Below are 16181 nucleotides of genomic sequence, written 5' to 3' on the forward strand. Positions count from 1 at the left end.
AGTGTAAAACTATTATTTATTCCCCCCAACAATAATAACAATTTCCCCTTTTGGCGGTTTTTCGGTAAAATGTTTTAAAACTTCTTCGGCAGTACCTCGAACGGTTTCTTCGTAGAGTTTGGTCAACTCTCTAGAAACAGAAATAGGTCTTTCTGCTCCAAAATATTCTACAAAATTGTCCAAGGTCTTTAAAAGTTTATGTGGAGATTCATAAAAGATAATAGTGCGTGGTTCTTCAGCCAATAATTTTAAACGTGTTTGTCTTCCTTTTTTTACGGGTAAAAATCCTTCGAAAACAAACTTATCATTGGGTAAGCCACTATTGACCAATGCTGGAACAAACGCTGTTGCCCCTGGTAAACATTCAACTTCAATGCCCGCTTCTACACATGCACGTGTTAACAAAAATCCTGGATCGGAAATTGCAGGTGTGCCTGCATCTGAAATCAATGCGATGTTCTCACCTCCCTTTAGCTTTCCCACTAAAAAATCGACCATTTTATGCTCATTATGCATGTGGTGACTTTTCATTTGCGTACCAATTTCAAAATGGTGCAAAAGCTTCCCACTGGTACGGGTATCTTCCGCCAAAATTAAATCTACCTCCTTTAATACCCGAATGGCCCTAAAGGTCATATCCTCTAAATTACCAATTGGTGTTGGCACCAAATACAGCTTTCCCATATATTCTATCGTGAACAACCTTAAGGCACGACCTTAAAGCATTGAATTGCAAATTTAAATTAGAATTTTACGTAACGTAAGAACTATTTAAATTTCCATTATCTATTAAAAAACCCAACACAAGTGCTGGGTCTACGTTACAAATATTGTAATTATTAAGAGAATCTACGCGAAACCAGTTCAACAAAGCGTTCTTCAAAAGCTTCTTTACCTACCCAATTATTATAATCGGGCTTAACCATATTCTTTATAAAAGCTATTGATCGTTCTTCGGTGTCTATCGTATTTAATTGAGATAGTACACGGTTATAATCTTCCATACTATCATTAAACAAATGCTTAACAAATGCCAAGCGATCGTTTAAGTCAATTTTTACGTTACTCTTTGCCAAACGATCATTAAGAGACTTTGGCAATGCTTCCGCCTGTTTTAAATCTGCTTTGGTAGGGGTAAATAATTCTTTGTCATTCTTCATTAAATCTGGCTTTGACATAAACTCCGTCAAAACATCCTCTAATTCATCGCTGCTAGGCATTTCAGAAACAAATCCTTTAATAGTATCCATACCTGGGTACTGGATGATATCTTCTTCATGCGGGTTACTTTCCGGTACCGATTTATTTGAATCCAATACGGCGTTGGCCATCTCTTCAAATTTAGCAGCTATCGCATTCTTAGAAACATCAACTTCCATATCATTGAGCTCTACCTCAATAAACTTTAATACCGCTAATTTTTCATACAAGTTTTTAGAAATCTCATACAAACTTGTAACATCATCTAAGTTCTCTGCAGTCAAAATTTCTGTAGATAACTTTCTCAATTCCAGTTTCAACTTATTTTTCATAGTACAATTTTTAGGGTCAAGACCTAAATAGCAGGATTTTTAAATACCTTTATCATCTTTAAAGAATAAACGAAAATCCAGTTATTTTCGTCTAAAATTACAAAATGTTTCTTGAAAACACAGTTAATCATAAAGAACAATTCGGCTGGATAGAAGTCATTGCCGGCTCTATGTTTTCTGGAAAGACAGAAGAATTGATCCGTAGACTTAAGCGTGCCCAATTTGCCAAATTAAAGGTTGAAATCTTTAAGCCAATGGTAGATACCCGTTATGATGATGAAATGGTAGTATCGCACGATGCCAATGAAATTAGGTCTACACCTGTACCTGCAGCTGCCAACATTCGCATATTGGCAGATACTTGTGATGTTATTGGCATTGACGAAGCTCAATTCTTTGATGATGAAATAGTTACCGTTTGCAACGACTTGGCCAATAAAGGTGTTAGAGTAATCGTTGCAGGTCTGGACATGGATTTTAAAGGAAAACCATTCGGTCCCATGCCAGCACTTATGGCCACTGCAGAATATGTCACCAAAGTACACGCCATTTGTACCCGTACCGGAAATTTAGCCAATTATAGTTTTAGAAAATCCAGCAACGACAAACTGGTAATGCTAGGTGAGGTAAATGAATATGAACCTTTAAGCAGAGGTGCATTTTATAAGGCGATGCTCAAAGAGAAAGTAAAAACCATAGATGTAAATTCTGAAGTGGTCAATACCACCAAAAAAAGTAAAAATGGCTAAGGCAGAAGAGACCGTTTTAGAAATTGACCTAAATGCACTTGGTCATAATTACAACTTTTTACGATCCAAAATTAAGCCTGACACCAAATTTATGGCGGTTGTAAAAGCATACGCCTACGGTAGCGAGTCGGTTGCCATAGCCAACCATTTGCAAGGTTTGGGAGCCGACTATTTTGCCGTCGCATATGTCAACGAGGGCATAGCCCTTAGAGAAGGTGGTATAACAGCACCTATTTTGGTCTTGCACCCACAAAAAATACATTTTGCAACGTTGATCGAACATCAGCTTGAACCAAGTATTTATTCGTTATCTATTTTATCGGATTTTATAGCAACGGCAAGTACCTTGAATATACATGAGTATCCGGTTCATTTGAAATTTAATACCGGACTTAATAGATTAGGTTTTTCTGCGGATGAACTGCCAGATATTTTAAACTTGATTCATCAACAAAAAACAATTAAAGTCATTGCCGTTTTATCACATTTAGCAGCAACAGAAGACCACGAAGAAAAAGAATTCACCAACCTGCAATTGACCCGTTTCAGTGATATCTGTAAACAGGTAGATTCGCTATTTGAACATAGCATTCTTAAGCATGTTCTCAACACATCGGGTATCATTAATTACACTCATGCGCAATGTGATATGGTACGAAGTGGTATAGGACTGTATGGCTATGGCAATGAACCTTATATTGATGAGCAATTACAACCGGTGATGACCTTAAAAACCATCATTGCTCAAAAGCATATTATTCGTTCAGGAGAATCTGTAGGATATAATCGAAAATACACCTCTGAGAAAGATACGGTAACCGCTACCTTACCTCTGGGCCACGCCGATGGTATCGGTAGAGAATATGGTCATGGAAAAACCTATGTTAGCGTTCATGGTCAACTAGCACCAATTATCGGAAATGTGTGTATGGATATGATTATGATCGATGTTACCAACATAGCATGTGAAGAAGGAGATGAAGTAATTATTTTTGGTAAATCTTTACCAGCAAGCGAATTTGCCGAAACGGCACAAACCATTTCATATGAACTGTTAACGGGTCTTTCTCAGCGAATTAAAAGAACAATCGTTCATTGATTTGTTAACATTTATTTAAGGAATCGTTTTTTTTAGTAAATTGCTACACTTATTATATTAACCATTAATAAAAAACATTAGAAACATGTTAAAAGAATTTAAGGAGTTTATTATGACAGGTAATGTCATAGATTTAGCCGTAGCCGTATTACTTGCAGGTGCTATGGGATTAGTTGTTAGCGGATTCGTTGGCGATATCATGATGCCAATCGTTGGTCACTTTAGCGGAGGTGTAGATTTTGCTGATATGAAAGTTGTATTGGACGAAGCAGTTGTTGCTGCAGACGGGTCAGTAACAAAACCAGAAAATGCTATTCTTTACGGTAAGTGGATCAATGCTATTATCAACTTAATTATCGTTGGTTTTGTATTGTTTATGATTGTTAAAGCTTACAACAAAACAAAAACTCCACCAGCTCCAGTAGAAGAAGCTCCAAAAGGACCTACTGCTGAAGAACTATTGATAGAGATTAGGGATGCTTTAAAAAAGTAATTTAAAATACGCCCTTTTTATAAGGGAGCCGTTGCACTGCAACATATTTTAACTTAAACCGTCAACGCTGTTTCGCTAACAACGTTGACGGTTCTTTTTTTGATTATCCATTCGATAGAAGCAAAACAAACAATTGTTACAAAATAAACATTTTGTTATATTTTGATTATTCTTTTCTTTTTTGCTTGTGCAAGTATCAGTAATACGTATTTTTGCCGCTTAATATAATTGTTTTACAAATGAAAGTAGCTGTAATTGGTGCCACAGGCATGGTTGGCGATGTAATGTTGAAAGTATTGGCTGAGCGTAATTTCCCTTTAACGGAGTTATTATTGGTAGCCTCTGAACGTTCTGTAGGTAAAAAAATGACCTTTAAAGGAAATGAATATACGGTTATTGGTTTAGCAGATGCCGTTGCCGCAAGACCTAATATTGCCATATTTTCTGCAGGTGGAGATACATCTTTAAAATGGGCTCCAAAATTTGCCGAAGTAGGTACAACCGTAGTGGATAATTCTTCTGCTTGGAGAATGGACCCTACCAAAAAATTAGTGGTTCCAGAAATCAATGCTCATGAGCTTACCGCTGAAGATAAAATTATAGCCAACCCTAACTGTTCTACCATACAGTTGGTTATGGCCCTACACCCATTACACAAAAAGTATAAAATGAAACGGGTAGTTGTTTCTACCTACCAATCTGTATCCGGTACAGGGGTTAAAGCGGTAAAACAACTGGAAAATGAAATTGCGGGTGTACAAGGCGAAATGGCTTATCCTTACCCTATCGGTAGAAATGCTTTACCTCATTGCGATGTTTTCTTAGAGAACGGTTATACTAAAGAAGAAATGAAACTGGCTCGTGAGCCACAGAAAATATTAGATGATCGTACATTTTCGGTTAGTGCAACTGCCGTACGTATTCCTACCGCTGGTGGTCACTCCGAATCCGTTAACGTTGAATTTGAAAATGACTTTGAACTGAATGAGGTACGCAAGTTGTTAAACGAAATGCCTGGTGTTACCGTTCAAGATAATCCTGATACAAATACCTACCCAATGCCAATCTATGCTCATGATAAAGATGAGGTTTTTGTTGGTCGTATACGTAGAGATGAAACGCAAAGAAATACATTGAATATGTGGATCGTTGCAGATAACCTTAGAAAAGGGGCTGCAACTAACGCTGTTCAAATCTCAGAATACCTAGTAGAAAAAGGCTTAGTTTAATTTATATCCTTTACAACGTTAAAACCTTCAAAACTTCACTGTTTTGAAGGTTTTTTTATGGTATTTTAGTGCAAACTCAACTACACATGAAAAAAGTAATACCTGCGCTACTTGTCATTGCGCTAATCTCTTCCTGTAAAAACGAATCTAAACCTGAACCTATAACCGTGAATTATCCTGTTACCGCAAAAGTTGATACCGTAGACAATTACTTTGGCACCGAAGTTAAAGACCCATATCGCTGGCTAGAAGATGATAGAAGTCCAGAAACGGAAGCATGGGTAAAAGATCAAAACAAAACTACTTTCGGTTATTTAGAAAAAATTCCATTTAGAAACGACCTGAAAAATAGATTGGAAAAACTATGGAACTACGAAAAACTAGGTTCTCCGTTTAAAAAAGGCGACTATACCTATTTCTATAAAAATGACGGATTACAAAACCAATATGTAGTGTATAGAGCCAAAGGTGATGAGGATCCCGAAATATTTTTAGATCCAAATACCTTCTCAGAAGACGGTACTACGTCATTGGCTGGTTTAAGCTTTACTAAAGATGGCTCATTGGCTGCCTATCTTATTTCTGAAGGAGGCAGCGATTGGCGTAAAGCAATAATTTTAAATGCTGAGACCAAAGAAATAGTGGAAGATACATTAATTGATATTAAATTCAGCGGACTTTCATGGAAAGGGAACGATGGTTTTTACTATTCCAGTTATGATAAACCAAAAGGGAGCGAGCTATCGGCTAAAACAGATCAACACAAAGTATACTATCATAAACTAGGTACTTCTCAAAAAGACGATGAACTTATATTTGGTGGTACACCCACAGAAAAACATCGTTATATAGGTGCAAATGTTACCGAAGACAATAAATACCTATTGATCAGTGCATCTGTTTCTACCTCTGGCAATAAATTATTCATCAGAAATTTAGAAGACCCTAACGGATTGCTTATCCCAATAGTAGAAGATACAGATTCTGACAACTATGTAATTGACAATGTTGGTTCTAAACTCTACATAGTTACGAATAGAAATGCTCCTAATAAGAAAATTGTAACCGTAGATGCCAGTAACCCTGAAGCTAAAAATTGGGTAGATTTTATACCGGAGACCGAAAATGTACTCAGCCCTAGCACTGGAGGAGGCTACTTCTTTACCGAGTACATGGTAGATGCTATTTCTAAGGTAAATCAATATGATTATGACGGTAAACTAATTCGTGAAGTTGCATTGCCAGGTATTGGTTCGGTCGGCGGATTTGGTGGTGAAAAAGAAGATAGAGAACTGTATTTTTCTTTCACCAACTACAACACACCTGGCTCTACCTACAAATACAATGTTGAAAACGGTGAATATGAACTGTACTGGAAACCAGATATAGATTTCAATCCCGAAAACTATACCTCTGAACAAGTATTCTATAATTCTAAGGACGGTACTAAAGTTCCCATGATCATTACCTATAAAAAGGATACTGAACTAAATGGTAAAAACCCTACCATTCTTTATGCCTATGGCGGATTCAATGTAAGCTTAACTCCGTCGTTCAGTATCGGAAACGCTGTTTGGATGGAACAAGGCGGAATTTATGCGGTACCAAATCTTCGTGGTGGTGGTGAATATGGCAAAAAATGGCATGATGCGGGCATTAAGACCAAAAAGCAAAATGTATTCGATGACTTTATTGCCGCTGCAGAATACCTTGTTGAAAATAAATACACTTCAAAAGAGTACTTAGCTATTCGTGGAGGTTCTAATGGCGGTTTGTTAGTTGGTGCCACAATGACGCAAAGACCCGACTTAATGCAAGTAGCTTTACCTGCAGTAGGTGTTATGGACATGTTACGCTACCATACCTTTACGGCTGGTGCGGGCTGGGCCTATGATTATGGAACGGCAGAAGACAGTGATGAAATGTTTAAGTACCTAAAAGGTTATTCTCCCGTGCATAACGTTAAAGCGGGCACTACATACCCAGCAACCTTGGTTACTACGGGCGACCATGATGACAGGGTTGTACCTGCCCACAGTTTTAAATTTGCGGCAGAACTTCAAGAAAAGCAAGAAGGTACCAACCCAACATTAATTCGTATTGAAACCAATGCCGGGCATGGAGCGGGTACACCCGTTAGTAAAACCATTGAACAATATGCCGATATTTTTGGTTTTACTCTTTTTAATATGGGGTATACCGAGCTTCCTAACCAAAGCGTATTAAAAGAATTTAAAGAGTAATTATTTTTTTAAATCAATAAATTATCGAAAAATCCGTTTCAAATTGGAACGGATTTTTCATTTTTACAGTTCTAAGCACAAAAGCATGTTACGAGTAGAGAACCTATCATTTTCTTATGACAAACTTCCAGTACTAGAGTCTATTAACCTCCGTATTCAACGTGGAGAACATGTCGCTATTATTGGAGAAAGTGGGTGCGGAAAAAGTACCTTACTTAAGATTTTATATGGATTGATGGACTTGGAACAAGGTGAAATCTTTTGGGAAGATGAACAAATTTTAGGTCCGGCTTACAACTTAGTGCCTGGTATGCCATTCATGAAATATCTTTCTCAAGATTTTGACCTCATGCCGTTTATCTCAGTGGCCGAAAATATAAGCCAATATCTTTCTGTTTTTTATCCTGATGAATTAAAGGAAAGAACTCAAGAGCTTTTAGAAATGATAGAGCTGACAGAGTACGCCGACAAAAAGGTAAAAACATTAAGCGGTGGCCAACAACAACGAGTTGCCTTAGCCAGGGTTTTAGCACAAAAACCCGAGGTATTACTGTTAGATGAACCATTTAGCCATATTGACAATTTTCTAAAGAATAGTTTACGACGCAATATGTTCAACTATTTAAAAGAGCATAGAATAACGACCATAGTTGCCACACATGATGTCAACGATGTGCTACCTTTTGCCGATAGAGCTGTTGTACTGCGAGATAACGAAATTATAGCACGGGCAAGACCTATGGAATTATATAAAAACCCAAAAAGTTTATATGTTGCGTCATTATTTGGTGAGGCAAGTATGATTTCTATCGATGTTCTTAAAACATATGCGAATACCAAAAGAAAGATTATAGTGTATGCCCATGAGTTTCGTGTTTCACCTTCACAAGGATTTCATGTTACGGTAGAAAAAGCATACCCAATGGGCAGTCATTATCTAACTGAGAGTAAAAGTGATGATAATGAAACCATATATTTCAATGCAGACAAGTTGTACCCTAAAGGGAAAGAGGTCTTTTTAAATGTTGCCATAGAAACCATAAACCAACGTATACAAGAAGCTGCATCTATTTAATAGATTACTTTTACTTCACTTTTTTAAATCTCTATTTTGCTTTAAAAAGTAAGACTTGCTTTTGCTTACATTTGATAAAAACCTGTTGTGAACCAAGAACAAATACTTACCGAGTTACAATTTAAGGCCATTAGAAGTAGTGGCCCGGGTGGTCAGCATGCAAATAAGGTGTCTTCAAAAGTTGAATTAGCATTTCACATAGAAGCTTCTGCAGGATTAACAGATAGAGAAAAAAAGCGGCTTATCCTTAAATTAGACAACAAACTCAGTAAAGAAGGTCTATTAATTTTACAGTGCGATGAATCTCGTAGTCAACACAAAAACAAAGAATTGGTTATCAAAAGGTTCTTGAAACTTATAGAAAAATCATTGGTCGTACCTAAAGCACGAAAGAAAAGTAAACCCACCAGATCGTCTATTGAAAAAAGACTGAAGAGCAAGAAAATTGCTTCTCTAAAAAAAATCAATAGAAGTAAACCGGACTATTAACCCGTTTGTTTTAAGCAAAAATAGAATAGAATACAAAAACCGTAATTGCGCCGGTAAGCCCCAAAATTCCCGTACCCAGACCAAAGAGTCTATACCCTGTTTTTACGTTCATGCCACTCATTTGTGTCACTACCCAAAAGAAGCTGTCATTTGCATGGGAAATTACAGCAGAACCTGCGCCTATAACCACTACAACAAGAGCTTTCTGTATTTCTGTATCAAACCCTAACGATGACATCATAGGCATTATTATAGAGGCTGTTGTTACCAAGGCCACGGTAGATGAGCCTTGTGCGGTTTTTAATGCGGCAGCCAAAACAAAAGGCAGAAAAATACCCATATTATAATCCGTTAAAGTTTGTCCTAAAATTTCTGCAATGCCCGAGTTCTGTAATATTTTACCAAAAATTCCTCCTGCCCCTGTTATTAATAGAATAGACGCGGCATCTTTTATTGCCTTACCTACCCAGCCAGCTGAAGAAAGCATATCATAGTCTAACTTTTTTGGTAAAAGCAGGCATAAAAAGACTCCTATCAATAATGATATAACTGGCTCACCTAAAAAATTGATTATATCTAACCATCTGTTTTCTTGTGCTATTTCCATAGAATTTAATACCGATTTTAGCACAATAAGAAAAATAGGAACCAAAATAGGAATAGATGATTTTAAGGCACTAGGTGAATCTTTAATTACCTTTTCCGCTTCTAGCGCTACCTCAACATCTGGCGCTATTATTGTTTTAGAGGCATACTTTTTTGCGAAAATGATACCAACTACCAAAGCAACAATACTTGTTGGAAAACCGAAGGCGATGACCAAACCTAAATCTGCCCCAAGAATACCTGCCGCAGCTATAGGACCCGGAGTTGGTGGCACCATGGTGTGCGATGCCATTAAGCCCAAACCTAATGCTATTGCAGGACCCGCAATGGAGATTTTAGCTTTTTTTGAGAGACTTTTATTCAAAGGATGTAGTAGCATGAAACCACTATCTGCAAATACAGGAATAGAAACAATGTAACCAATAATGCCCATTGCCGTAGGTACTCGTTTTCTACCAATGACCCCTAGAACTTTTTCAGCAATTGCAAATGCACCGCCTGTATGTTCTAAAAATGCTCCGATAATAACTCCGAGAACAATGATCAATCCTATTTTACCAAGCGTACCGCCAAATCCGTCATTAATAGAAACTATGATATCGCCATAGGGCATACCGGCAAAAATACCGTATAGAATTGAAATGATGAACAACGCCAAAAAAGCATGTACCTTAAGCCTAGTCGTCAATATTATTATGGCAATGACCGCAATAAGTAAGTAAAGTATTTCCATAATCAGTTTTACATAAATTTTCACCTAAGATTAATTGGTTACGAAATTTATCCTTCACCAAATATGCTGTATACAAAGGCAGTATAAGTTAGCTAATTATTGAATACCAACTATCGTTAACTTCTTACCATTAAAACTTACGCTTTCCCCCACTTTTTTGCCAAAGACAAGTTTACCAATAGGCGTAGCCGCAGAAATACAATAGACCGACTTGGTATTACTCTTAAACTCACCTGCCGATATCGCTATGAAATAAATAAATGAATCAGTAATAACCAAACTACCCAACCCTACCGTTGGGGCGTTTCTGTCTTTAGGTACTTTTGAAAGTAGTTGTTGCGTTTTTTCCAGTTCTGCCAATTGCCGACCCATTTTTTCGCGCTCTAACTGGATCATGGCACGACCGGTTTCATGTTTATCGCCAGCACTGCTTTTTGTCTCTGAGGTTAAGGCAGACTCCAGTTCTTTAATTTGACCCTGTATTCTTGCCAACCTATCGTTAACGAATTGAACACAAAAATGGTAAGCGTCTTTTTTTAGAATGTCTAGTGAATCAATTTCCTTCAATGTGGTACAAATCTGCCAGTTTATAGATCAAGTAATTTACAATTTGATTGTCACTTTCACCAGCACTTAGCATTTTTTGAATCTCTATTTCATTTTCAGCCTTAAAATACTCCAAATCACCAGAGCGGTCTTCGCTAAAAATATTCCATGATTTTAATCCGCTTAGCATGGCTTTATGAGCTTCGTAGCGTTTTGTAATTGCTTGTGCTCTTTTCTTGTCTATTTTAACATCTGATTCATTATTGCGTAGCATTTTATAATCAGCCGTAATTTTTGCATCTGCTTTTTCAGCTTCGGTAATGATCTTAAAATATGCTTTAGAAACCAAAGCTTCGTATGTGGCATAAAATCCAGAAACGTTTGCTTCCTCTTCAGCCAAGGTCATTTCAGCATCTGTACTAGCGTAAAGATCATCTTTGGTATACGAATTATCTGCTATTAGCGATTGTTTCCAAGCCTCGCTTTTAATATGTTCTTTCCATACTCTTGCGTATTCTCGTTGATAACGATTTTTGGTCAATCCGCAACTGGTTAGGCAAGCCATGCTTAGTACAACTGTTAGCACAGCTGTAGCTATTCTTTTAAATATTATTCTCATATAGTTTACATGCTATTACAAACCATCTTAACAGTTTACTGTTCTAAGGCAAACCGAAAGTGCATATAGGGTAATAGATAAGCTGAGGGGGCATACAATTTATAAATAAAATTAAGAGAACAACCCTCTTTTGGATAAGATTTAAAAAAACAGGATAAACGGGGTGAAATTCAATCAATTAAATTTGCTAATTTTTTACCGATCGTACTGCCAATGGCAATACCCATACCGCCTAAACGTACTCCGCAAAATACATTACCAGAGATCTGTTTTAATATCGGTTTCTTTTGTTGCCCAACACCCATAATACCGCTCCAGCTATAATCTATTTCAAAATCGGTATTGGGTAAAATGACGGACTTTAATAATTCTCTAAGTTTATTTTCCACAAGATCGGTTGTCCCCAATTTGGTAGTTTCCTCTGTTTTAAAATCTAAATTTCTACCACCACCCAATAATATTCGATTATCGATATTACGGAAATAATAATAGCCTTCTTCTAGGTGAAACGTTCCCTTTATGTGAAGGTTTTTAATTGGTTTTGTAATCAAAACCTGAGCTCTAGCAGGTTTCACATTTTCCGATACGAATTGAGAAGCGAAGCCATTAGTGGCGATCAACAACTTCTTTGTGGCGAAGTCCAATTCATCTGTTCTAATAACAACTTTCTCCAATAATTCGTCATAAGCGTTTACTTCAGTAGCATTCAAAATCATAATGCCTTTTCGTTGTGCCAATTGCATTAAAGAAATCATCATTTTTCCGGTGTCGATCTGCCCTTCAAAAACTTGGGAAATGTAGTTTTCATTGATTCCTTTAAAACCAAAATCATTTGGCATAATTTTGAACGCATCATTCTTAAAAACCGAATGCAATAACTCATTAATAGTTTTGATCTTCTCTAGACATTGCCCGTATAAAGCTTTGTCTTTTTCCAGAAATAATTCATGCCCTCCATTATTCTCGAAACCTATGGTACCATCGCCTAACAGTGTACGAAGTGTTTGTATACCGTTAAACCTATCTTGCACCAATTGCACTACTTCTTGTTCTGAATGTGTTTTAAGGTCGGATAAGATTTCTGAAATACTGCCAAAACAGGCGAACCCCGCATTTTTAGTACTAGCACCTTGGGGAAGCTTACCCTTTTCTAAAATTAATATGCGCGACTTAGGATGCTTTCTTCTTAATTCCAAAGCACAATTTAAACCCACAATACCACTACCGATAATGGTAAAATCGATATTTGAAAACCATGATTTACGTTCCCAGTAGCTTAGCTGCATAGTAGTATTTTGAATGTACTATAAGATAGAAAATCAATCTTAAAAAAAGACAAAAAAAACTCCAACATTGCTGTTGGAGTTTTGCTTTTAATGTTCTGTCTCAGGATCCATTTTAAAATCATCCATAAAGGCTGTGGTATAATTACCCGCCAAATAATCTGGATGGTCCATTAACTGCCTGTGAAAAGGTATCGTAGTCTTTATTCCCTCAATTACGAATTCATCTAAGGCGCGTTTCATTTTATTGATTGCCTCTTCCCTAGTTTGGGCAGTGGTAATCAACTTAGCGATCATAGAATCATAATTTGGAGGAATACTGTACCCACTATATACGTGCGTATCCATTCGTACCCCATGACCACCTGGTGTATGTAAGGTAGTAATCTTACCTGGCGATGGTCTAAAATTGTTATAAGGATCTTCCGCATTAATTCTACACTCTATAGAATGTAATTTTGGAAGGTAGTTTTTACCTGAAATTGGCACACCTGCAGCTACCAATATTTGCTCACGAATTAAATCATAATCAATAACCTGCTCGGTAATAGGGTGCTCTACTTGAATACGGGTATTCATCTCCATAAAGTAGAATTTACGGTGTTTATCTACCAAAAATTCTATGGTACCCGCACCTTCATATTTTATGTATTCTGCAGCTTTAACCGCAGCTTCACCCATTGCTTCCCTTAATTTATCTGTCATAAATGGTGACGGAGTTTCTTCTGTCAACTTCTGGTGACGACGCTGTACGGAACAATCTCTTTCAGACAGGTGACATGCTTTACCGAATTGATCACCTACAATTTGAATTTCAATATGCCTTGGCTCCTCGATCAGCTTTTCCATATACATACCACCATTACCAAAGGCAGCGGTTGCTTCATTTACGGCGCTATCAAAAAGCTCTTCCATTTTGTCCTCAGACATCACGGCACGCATACCTTTACCACCACCACCGGCAGTAGCTTTGATCATTACAGGATAGCCCATTTTTTTGGCCACCTTCTTAGCATCGGCAACATCTTTTAAAAGACCTTCTGAACCAGGTACACAAGGTACACCGGCTTCTTTCATGGTTTGCTTGGCTGTGGCCTTATCGCCCATACGGTCAATTTGATCTCCAGATGCACCAATGAATTTTATATCGTGTTCTGCACAGATACGTGAGAATTTTGAGTTTTCAGAAAGAAAACCATACCCTGGGTGAATAGCATCTGCATTTGTAATCTCTGCAGCTGCAATTATGTTAGGGATCTTTAAATAAGATTCGCTACTAGCGGCAGGACCAATACATACGGCCTCATCTGCAAAACGTACATGCAAACTTTCTTCATCTGCCTTACTATATACGGCTACCGTTTTAATACCCATTTCTTTACAGGTACGGATAACACGCAAAGCGATTTCTCCCCTATTGGCAATCAGTATTTTTTTAAACATCTTTTAAATTTTAAGTTCTTGGTTCTACATGATTCTTACACACCGTTAATTAACGGTATCTAACAATTTCTACTCAAAATTTAGTTAAGAAGGGTCTACCAAAAATAATGGCTGATCGAACTCAACTGGAGAAGAGTCATCTACCAAAATCTTGACAATCTTACCAGAAACTTCAGACTCTATATCGTTGAACAATTTCATTGCTTCAATAACACAAAGTACATCTCCGGTTCCGATAGTATCTCCTACTTCTACAAACACAGGTTTGTCTGGAGATGGTTTTCTATAAAAAGTACCTATGATAGGAGACTTGATGGTAATATACTTATCATCATCAGCTTTTTTCTGCTCTGCTTCACTTGCAGGGGCTGCCGCTTGTTGTGGCTCTGCAGCTGCAGGTGCTACAGGTGCTGGCATTGCTGGCTGTGCCATTGGCATTGTATGTACATACGTTGGCTCAGAATTGCCCGATAAGCTTCCTGTACGAATGGTGATCTTGATATCATCAGTCTCGAGTTTTACCTCGCTAGCACCAGACTTAGCTACAAACTTGATAAGGCTTTGAATCTCTTTAATATCCATATTTCTCTAAGTTATAATTGGTAGTTGTTGTTAGTTAATATGCCCATTTAAGGTAGATAGAACCCCAAGTAAAACCACCACCAAAGGCAGCAAAAACTAGATTATCTCCTTTTTTAAGCTGTTTTTCGTAATCGAATAATAAAAGTGGTAATGTAGCAGATGTAGTATTACCATAACGTTGTATGTTCATTAATACTTTAGAATCATCTACACCCATTCTTTTGGCAGTGGCATCAATGATTCGTTTGTTCGCTTGATGCGGCACTAACCAATTAACATCTTTTTCGGTAAGTTCATTTCTTTCCATAATCTTTGCCGCTACATTGGCCATATTGGAAACAGCGAACTTAAATACTGTTTTACCTTCTTGAAAAATGAAATGCTTTTTATTGGTAACACTTTCTATAGTGGCCGGCATTAAAGAACCGCCACCTTCCATACCAAGGTATTGTCGTCCAGAACCGTCTGCTCTAAGGTACTCATCTTGCAAACCAAATCCTTCTGTATTTGGTTCAAAAAGTACTGCACCGGCACCATCACCAAAAATAATACAGGTAGTTCTATCTGTATAGTCAATTATAGATGACATTTTATCGGCACCTATTAATAATACTTTTTTATATCTGCCGGTCTCAATATGGCCCGCAACCGTTGACATTCCAAATAGAAAACTAGAACATGCCGCCAATAAATCATATGCAAAAGCATTTACCGCACCTATTTCAGATGCAACGAAAGCAGCTGTTGAAGCCACCATACTATCTGGGGTAGCAGTAGCTACGATTACCAAATCTATTTCAGCAGCATCAAGTCCTTTCTTTTCCATTAGGTCTTGGGCCGCTTTAATGGCCAAATACGAAGTACCTTCCCCTTCTTCCTTTTTTAACACCCTTCTTTCCTTAATACCTGTTCTGGTAGTAATCCATTCATCATTGGTGTCAACCATTTCCTCGAGCATTTTGTTCGTCATTACAAACTGGGGAACATAGCCTCCTACTGCGGTAATAGCTGCTGTAATTTTGGTCATACTTTATTTGCTTTCTTGTAAAAAACTTAAAAAACGAGTCAAAAGTCATGAAAATTAGTCATTTTCAACGACTTTTCGCCTAAAGTTATCGGGTTTTTGAAAAATTGCAATTGATAGCACAAAGGCTATAACCTTTTAAATTATCTGAGTTACAAGGTGGTAAAATACAAATTGGACTAAAAAAAACTCCCTACTTCAAACGAAGTGGGAGCTTAGTATATTTTTAAAAAGTCTTAAGCTTCTGCTTCTTCGGTTTTATCAACCAAAACTTGACCTCTATAATGTAATTTACCTTCGTGCCAGTGTGCTCTATGGTAAAGGTGTGTTTCACCAGTAGTAGAATCTTTAGCTAAAGTAGGTGCTACTGCTTTATAATGAGTTCTTCTCTTGTCTCTCCTTGCTTTGGAAATTTTTCTTTTAGGATGTGCCATTT

17 protein-coding genes are annotated in these 16181 nt (G+C 37.3%); 7 read left to right on the forward strand and 10 right to left on the reverse strand.

The genetic code is table 11. The features are described 5' to 3' along the window. Positions 1–12 precede the first annotated feature (12 nt). Together rsmI and EXIGUO8A_RS06685 are read right to left on the reverse strand one after the other, a co-directional pair. The gene (rsmI, locus tag EXIGUO8A_RS06680) at positions 13–684 is read right to left on the reverse strand and encodes a 16S rRNA (cytidine(1402)-2'-O)-methyltransferase (RefSeq protein WP_159302497.1); all 672 of its coding nucleotides are present in this window, start codon (positions 682–684) and stop codon (positions 13–15) included. Between the two features lie 155 nt (positions 685–839). After that, positions 840–1532, reverse strand: coding sequence for a hypothetical protein (locus EXIGUO8A_RS06685; RefSeq protein WP_116771475.1), 693 nt, complete (start codon positions 1530–1532; stop codon positions 840–842). A 104-nt stretch (positions 1533–1636) separates the two neighbouring features. Between EXIGUO8A_RS06685 and EXIGUO8A_RS06690 the strand changes: the two genes are divergently transcribed. From EXIGUO8A_RS06690 to arfB, 7 genes are all read left to right on the forward strand, one after another. Continuing rightward, the gene (locus EXIGUO8A_RS06690) at positions 1637–2281 is read left to right on the forward strand and encodes a thymidine kinase (protein ID WP_159302498.1); all 645 of its coding nucleotides are present in this window, start codon (positions 1637–1639) and stop codon (positions 2279–2281) included. Then, entirely contained in the window at positions 2274–3380 is a 1107-nt protein-coding gene (gene alr, locus EXIGUO8A_RS06695; protein WP_159302499.1) for an alanine racemase, read from the forward strand. Before EXIGUO8A_RS06690 ends, alr begins: the two co-directional genes overlap by 8 nt. Before the next feature lie 85 nt (positions 3381–3465). After that, positions 3466–3873, forward strand: coding sequence for a large conductance mechanosensitive channel protein MscL (gene mscL / locus EXIGUO8A_RS06700; RefSeq protein WP_116771478.1), 408 nt, complete (start codon positions 3466–3468; stop codon positions 3871–3873). Between the two features lie 239 nt (positions 3874–4112). Then, positions 4113–5102: an aspartate-semialdehyde dehydrogenase gene (locus EXIGUO8A_RS06705; RefSeq protein WP_159302500.1), complete on the forward strand. Its 990-nt coding sequence runs from the start codon at positions 4113–4115 to the stop codon at positions 5100–5102. Between the two features lie 86 nt (positions 5103–5188). Beyond that, positions 5189–7345 carry a prolyl oligopeptidase family serine peptidase gene (locus tag EXIGUO8A_RS06710; protein WP_159302501.1) on the forward strand — a complete coding sequence of 719 codons (2157 nt, stop codon included), beginning with the start codon at positions 5189–5191 and terminating at the stop codon, positions 7343–7345. Positions 7346–7430: 85 nt separating this feature from the next. Beyond that, the gene (locus EXIGUO8A_RS06715) at positions 7431–8420 is read left to right on the forward strand and encodes an ABC transporter ATP-binding protein (RefSeq protein WP_159302502.1); all 990 of its coding nucleotides are present in this window, start codon (positions 7431–7433) and stop codon (positions 8418–8420) included. 87 nt (positions 8421–8507) lie between these two features. Further along, the gene (arfB, locus tag EXIGUO8A_RS06720) at positions 8508–8909 is read left to right on the forward strand and encodes an alternative ribosome rescue aminoacyl-tRNA hydrolase ArfB (protein ID WP_159302503.1); all 402 of its coding nucleotides are present in this window, start codon (positions 8508–8510) and stop codon (positions 8907–8909) included. Between the two features lie 10 nt (positions 8910–8919). On the opposite strand, the gene EXIGUO8A_RS06725 is transcribed toward arfB, so the two are convergent. From EXIGUO8A_RS06725 to rpmF, 8 genes are all read right to left on the reverse strand, one after another. Beyond that, complete coding sequence (locus EXIGUO8A_RS06725; protein ID WP_159302504.1) at positions 8920–10248, reverse strand: GntP family permease; 1329 nt, start codon at positions 10246–10248, stop codon at positions 8920–8922. Positions 10249–10344: 96 nt separating this feature from the next. Continuing rightward, on the reverse strand, positions 10345–10815 hold the full coding sequence (locus EXIGUO8A_RS06730; protein ID WP_317164579.1) for a GreA/GreB family elongation factor: 471 nt from the start codon (positions 10813–10815) through the stop codon (positions 10345–10347). Beyond that, entirely contained in the window at positions 10802–11413 is a 612-nt protein-coding gene (locus tag EXIGUO8A_RS06735; RefSeq protein ID WP_159302505.1) for a hypothetical protein, read from the reverse strand. The genes EXIGUO8A_RS06730 and EXIGUO8A_RS06735 overlap by 14 nt, the downstream gene beginning before the upstream one ends. Positions 11414–11583: 170 nt before the next feature. Next, the gene (locus EXIGUO8A_RS06740; RefSeq protein ID WP_159302506.1) at positions 11584–12699 is read right to left on the reverse strand and encodes an NAD(P)/FAD-dependent oxidoreductase; all 1116 of its coding nucleotides are present in this window, start codon (positions 12697–12699) and stop codon (positions 11584–11586) included. 87 nt (positions 12700–12786) lie between these two features. Beyond that, positions 12787–14139 carry an acetyl-CoA carboxylase biotin carboxylase subunit gene (gene accC / locus EXIGUO8A_RS06745; RefSeq protein ID WP_116771487.1) on the reverse strand — a complete coding sequence of 451 codons (1353 nt, stop codon included), beginning with the start codon at positions 14137–14139 and terminating at the stop codon, positions 12787–12789. An 84-nt stretch (positions 14140–14223) separates the two neighbouring features. Further along, on the reverse strand, positions 14224–14721 hold the full coding sequence (accB, locus tag EXIGUO8A_RS06750; RefSeq protein WP_116771488.1) for an acetyl-CoA carboxylase biotin carboxyl carrier protein: 498 nt from the start codon (positions 14719–14721) through the stop codon (positions 14224–14226). Between the two features lie 34 nt (positions 14722–14755). Continuing rightward, entirely contained in the window at positions 14756–15748 is a 993-nt protein-coding gene (locus tag EXIGUO8A_RS06755) for a beta-ketoacyl-ACP synthase III (RefSeq protein WP_159302507.1), read from the reverse strand. 233 nt (positions 15749–15981) lie between these two features. Then, a complete protein-coding gene (gene rpmF, locus EXIGUO8A_RS06760) occupies positions 15982–16179 on the reverse strand; it encodes a 50S ribosomal protein L32 (RefSeq protein WP_159302508.1) in 198 nt (65 codons plus the stop codon). Between the last annotated feature and the right edge of the window lie 2 nt (positions 16180–16181).

Origin of the sequence: Maribacter litoralis (assembly GCF_902506355.1) — a bacterium.
GTDB lineage: Bacteria > Bacteroidota > Bacteroidia > Flavobacteriales > Flavobacteriaceae > Maribacter > Maribacter litoralis.

Coding starts and splice junctions, on each gene's coding strand:
- rsmI (WP_159302497.1), bottom strand. CDS start 684: ATGGGAAAGCTGTATTTGGTGCCAACACCAATTGGTAATTTAGAGGAT.
- EXIGUO8A_RS06685 (WP_116771475.1), bottom strand. CDS start 1,532: ATGAAAAATAAGTTGAAACTGGAATTGAGAAAGTTATCTACAGAAATT.
- EXIGUO8A_RS06690 (WP_159302498.1), top strand. CDS start 1,637: ATGTTTCTTGAAAACACAGTTAATCATAAAGAACAATTCGGCTGGATA.
- alr (WP_159302499.1), top strand. CDS start 2,274: ATGGCTAAGGCAGAAGAGACCGTTTTAGAAATTGACCTAAATGCACTT.
- mscL (WP_116771478.1), top strand. CDS start 3,466: ATGTTAAAAGAATTTAAGGAGTTTATTATGACAGGTAATGTCATAGAT.
- EXIGUO8A_RS06705 (WP_159302500.1), top strand. CDS start 4,113: ATGAAAGTAGCTGTAATTGGTGCCACAGGCATGGTTGGCGATGTAATG.
- EXIGUO8A_RS06710 (WP_159302501.1), top strand. CDS start 5,189: ATGAAAAAAGTAATACCTGCGCTACTTGTCATTGCGCTAATCTCTTCC.
- EXIGUO8A_RS06715 (WP_159302502.1), top strand. CDS start 7,431: ATGTTACGAGTAGAGAACCTATCATTTTCTTATGACAAACTTCCAGTA.
- EXIGUO8A_RS06725 (WP_159302504.1), bottom strand. CDS start 10,248: ATGGAAATACTTTACTTACTTATTGCGGTCATTGCCATAATAATATTG.
- EXIGUO8A_RS06735 (WP_159302505.1), bottom strand. CDS start 11,413: ATGAGAATAATATTTAAAAGAATAGCTACAGCTGTGCTAACAGTTGTA.
- EXIGUO8A_RS06740 (WP_159302506.1), bottom strand. CDS start 12,699: ATGCAGCTAAGCTACTGGGAACGTAAATCATGGTTTTCAAATATCGAT.
- accC (WP_116771487.1), bottom strand. CDS start 14,139: ATGTTTAAAAAAATACTGATTGCCAATAGGGGAGAAATCGCTTTGCGT.
- accB (WP_116771488.1), bottom strand. CDS start 14,721: ATGGATATTAAAGAGATTCAAAGCCTTATCAAGTTTGTAGCTAAGTCT.
- EXIGUO8A_RS06755 (WP_159302507.1), bottom strand. CDS start 15,748: ATGACCAAAATTACAGCAGCTATTACCGCAGTAGGAGGCTATGTTCCC.
- rpmF (WP_159302508.1), bottom strand. CDS start 16,179: ATGGCACATCCTAAAAGAAAAATTTCCAAAGCAAGGAGAGACAAGAGA.